The organism is Verrucomicrobiota bacterium (assembly GCA_034440155.1).
Classification (GTDB): domain Bacteria; phylum Verrucomicrobiota; class Verrucomicrobiia; order JAWXBN01; family JAWXBN01; genus JAWXBN01.
Window position 1 is genome coordinate 1 of record JAWXBN010000076.1, and the last position, 3272, is coordinate 3272.

The window sequence follows — 3272 nt, forward strand, 5'->3', positions numbered from 1 at the left end:
CCCTGAAAAGTGGCCCTGCTTGCTGTGGGCCGGGCGTTCGAGATGACATCCGGCATTTGGCAACCGGGCCGGTCGCCCTACAGCTTAGTACTTCGCACCGAGCACTTAGAACATCGCCTCCCCTCCGTGGTGAAATTCACCTCACCCGCTGGCTATCCAAGACACCTTTCATCCCTGAAAAACGAAATATTCATGAGTTTTTATTTGATTGCTCCGCCATGAATGGGCACACTCGCGCGGGAATATAATAAGTAACTTTTTTTAAAATCAGGAGAAAAATTATGGCACTCAAAGGAAATATGTTGATCGGTCAAAGCGGTGGACCGACTGTCGTCATCAACCAAAGCCTCGTCGGCGCGATACTCGAGGCAAAAAAACATAAACAAATTAAAAATATTTATGGGGCCCTCCACGGGATGTCCGGCATCTTGGCTGAAGATTTCATCGACCTGCGCAAGGAAAAGACCTCTGATCTCGAAGCGATCGCCCTGACCCCTGCTTCTGCATTAGGTTCCGCCCGCAAAAAACCCACCCCTGATGAATGCACCAAAGTTTTTGAAATCCTGCGCAAACACGACATCCGTTACTTTTTCTACATCGGTGGAAATGACTCTGCTGAATCGGCTAATATCATTAATGAAACAGCTAAAAAAGTCGGTTACGAGCTGCATTGTTTCCATATCCCGAAAACGATCGATAACGACCTGCGTGAAAACGATCATACTCCCGGGTTTGCTTCCGCTGCCAAATTCGTCGCCTGCGCCAGTATGGGGGATAATCTCGACAGCCGCGCACTGCCGGGTGTGAAGGTTAATGTCATCATGGGCCGCCATGCAGGATTCCTGACGGCTGCTTCAGCCCTCGCCCGCGTCTATCCTGATGACGGTCCCCACCTCATTTACCTGCCTGAACGCGCTTTCTCCATGGATAAATTCGTCGCCGATGTCGAGCGTATCTATAAAAAGCTCGGCCGTTGTATCATCGCCGTATCTGAAGGGATCGCCGATGAATCCGGCGTGGCTATCGCGACGAAATTCTCGAAGGAAGTCGATTCCCACGGTAATGTCCAGCTCAGCGGCACCGGTGCCTTAGGTGACTCCCTCGCCCAAGAGATCAAAGCCCGGACAAAAATCACCCGTGTGCGTGCAGACACATTCGGTTACCTCCAGCGATCCTTCCCCGGGGTGTATTCCGAAAATGATATGAAAGAGGCCCGCACCGTCGGCAAACTCGCCGTGCAATTTGCGGTAAAAAAATATAATGACGGCTCCGTGGCGATCCGCCGCAAGGTCGGGAAGAAATATGATGTCTTTTTCGAACGCATCGAGCTCAAGCTCGTCGCCAAGGAAACCCGCCACGTACCGGATAACTTCATCAATAAAGAAGGCAACGATGTCACCAAAGCCTTTATCGAATACGCCAAACCCATCGTCGGCCCCCTCCCCGTCATCGGACGATTCAAAGGAGTAAAGGTCAAAGCCAAAAAGAAATAGCGTATCACCACGAAGAACACGAAAGACACGAAGTAATATTAAAGGATGAATCCCCCTATCCCGTTTGATCCCTTGTCTCGGACTGTTATCGGGTGTGCCTTGGATGTTCACCGTTGCCGAGGGCCAGGTTTATTAGAATCGGCATACCAACATTGTTTAGCTCATGAGCTGAGCACTGTTGGTATTCGCTTTGAAATGGAAAAAAGTATTCCTATTCGTTATAAGAATGTATCCTTGGATTGCGGATACCGAATAGACATCTTGGTTGAAGACAAAATTATTCTAGAAATTAAAAGTGTGGAATCTTTGCTCCCCATCCATGATACCCAGTTGATTACCTATATGAGACTCTCTAATATAAAAATAGGACTACTCATGGATTTTAATGTTAGAATACTCAAAACCGGTTTAAAAAGAGTGGTTTTATAATCCCACTTCGTGACTTTCGTGTTCTTCGTGGTTAACTACACCCTTAGCGAGAAATGATTTTTATGATAAAACCCCTTTCAGAAGCCAGGCTCTACACGATTATCGATACAGGTTACCTCGCCGGGCGGGATGTCACGCAAATTGCCCGTGAGATGGTGGCAGGCGGGGCGGACCTCATCCAGTTACGGGCAAAAGGGCATACCCCCGCGCAAATTGCACAAATGGGCCGGGCGATTCTTGCCATCACCCGGGATGCCGGGGTGCCCCTGATCATTAATGACCATCCTGGGGTGGCCCTCGAGATCGGGGCCGATGGGGTTCATGTCGGCCAAGATGACCAGCCTGTGAGTGAAGTGCGTAGATTATTTCCCGGTAAGATCATCGTGGGTAAATCCACCCATTCCTTGGAGCAAGCAGAGGATGCTTTGGCTGAAAAACCCGATTACACGGGATTCGGCCCCCTTTTTGCGACACCGACAAAACCTGATTATACCGCAATCGGACTGGAGCAAATTGCCCGGGTGCGGGAAATAGCCACCGTACCATTTTTTTGTATTGGGGGGATCAAGCAGGATAATGTGGCTACCGTCCTGTCAAAAGGGGCCCTGGGGGTGGTCATTGTCTCTGAAATCCTTGGTTCCCACGATATGAAAACAATTTGCTCGTGGTATAAGAAAATTTTGCTGGAAGCCAATCCCGTTTCATCCTAGAAATATCCCCCTATGTCATCAGTACTTGTCGTTGGATCCGTCGCTCTCGATAATATCAAAACCCCAAAAGAAGATCATAAAAACCTTCTCGGTGGCTCTGCCTCCTATTCCTCGGTAGCCGCCGGTTTTTTTGCTCCTACAAAAATGGTCGGCGTGATCGGTGAGGATTTCCCAAAGGAATATGTCGAGTTGTTTAATTCGAAAAATGTCGATACAGAAGGACTCGTCACCGAAAAAGGAAAGACTTTCACATGGTCCGGTGAATACGAGATCAATATGAATAACCGCAAGACGATTTCGGTGGATCTGAATGTATTCGAGACATTCATGCCTCATTTGCCCGCCAGCTACCGCTCCACCCCCTACATTCTCTTAGCCAATATCGCTCCCTCACTCCAAAGTCACGTCCTTTCACAGATTGATTCCCCAAAATTCATTATCGCCGACACTATGGACCTCTGGATCCAGATCGCCAAAGATGACTTGCACAAATTAGTCAAACAAGTCGATATGCTCATCCTCAATGATAGTGAAGCCCGTGACTTTACCGGTTTGGACAATATCATCAAGGCCGGCCACGAAATCATGAAAATGGGCCCCCGTTATGTCGTCATTAAAAAAGGCGAGCACGGCGCGATTC

At 48.7% G+C, this 3272-nt stretch carries 4 protein-coding genes; all 4 read left to right on the forward strand.

Annotated elements, in window-relative coordinates; all coding sequences use genetic code 11:
• The first annotated feature begins 281 nt into the window (after positions 1 to 281).
• Entirely contained in the window at positions 282 to 1493 is a 1212-nt protein-coding gene (locus SGI98_07865; GenBank protein MDZ4743317.1) for a 6-phosphofructokinase, read from the forward strand.
• A 57-nt stretch (positions 1494 to 1550) separates the two neighbouring features.
• Positions 1551 to 1922 (forward strand): GxxExxY protein, encoded by a 372-nt coding sequence (locus SGI98_07870; protein MDZ4743318.1) that lies wholly within the window; start codon positions 1551 to 1553, stop codon positions 1920 to 1922.
• 62 nt (positions 1923 to 1984) lie between these two features.
• Positions 1985 to 2632, forward strand: coding sequence for a thiamine phosphate synthase (gene thiE, locus SGI98_07875; protein ID MDZ4743319.1), 648 nt, complete (start codon positions 1985 to 1987; stop codon positions 2630 to 2632).
• A 12-nt stretch (positions 2633 to 2644) separates the two neighbouring features.
• On the forward strand, positions 2645 to 3272 hold a 628-nt coding region (locus SGI98_07880), incomplete at its 3' end, for a PfkB family carbohydrate kinase (GenBank protein MDZ4743320.1).

What these genes read in the sequence shown, in the direction of transcription:
- SGI98_07865 (MDZ4743317.1), top strand. Translation starts at nt 282, where the DNA reads ATGGCACTCAAAGGAAATATGTTGATCGGTCAAAGCGGTGGACCGACT.
- thiE (MDZ4743319.1), top strand. Translation starts at nt 1,985, where the DNA reads ATGATAAAACCCCTTTCAGAAGCCAGGCTCTACACGATTATCGATACA.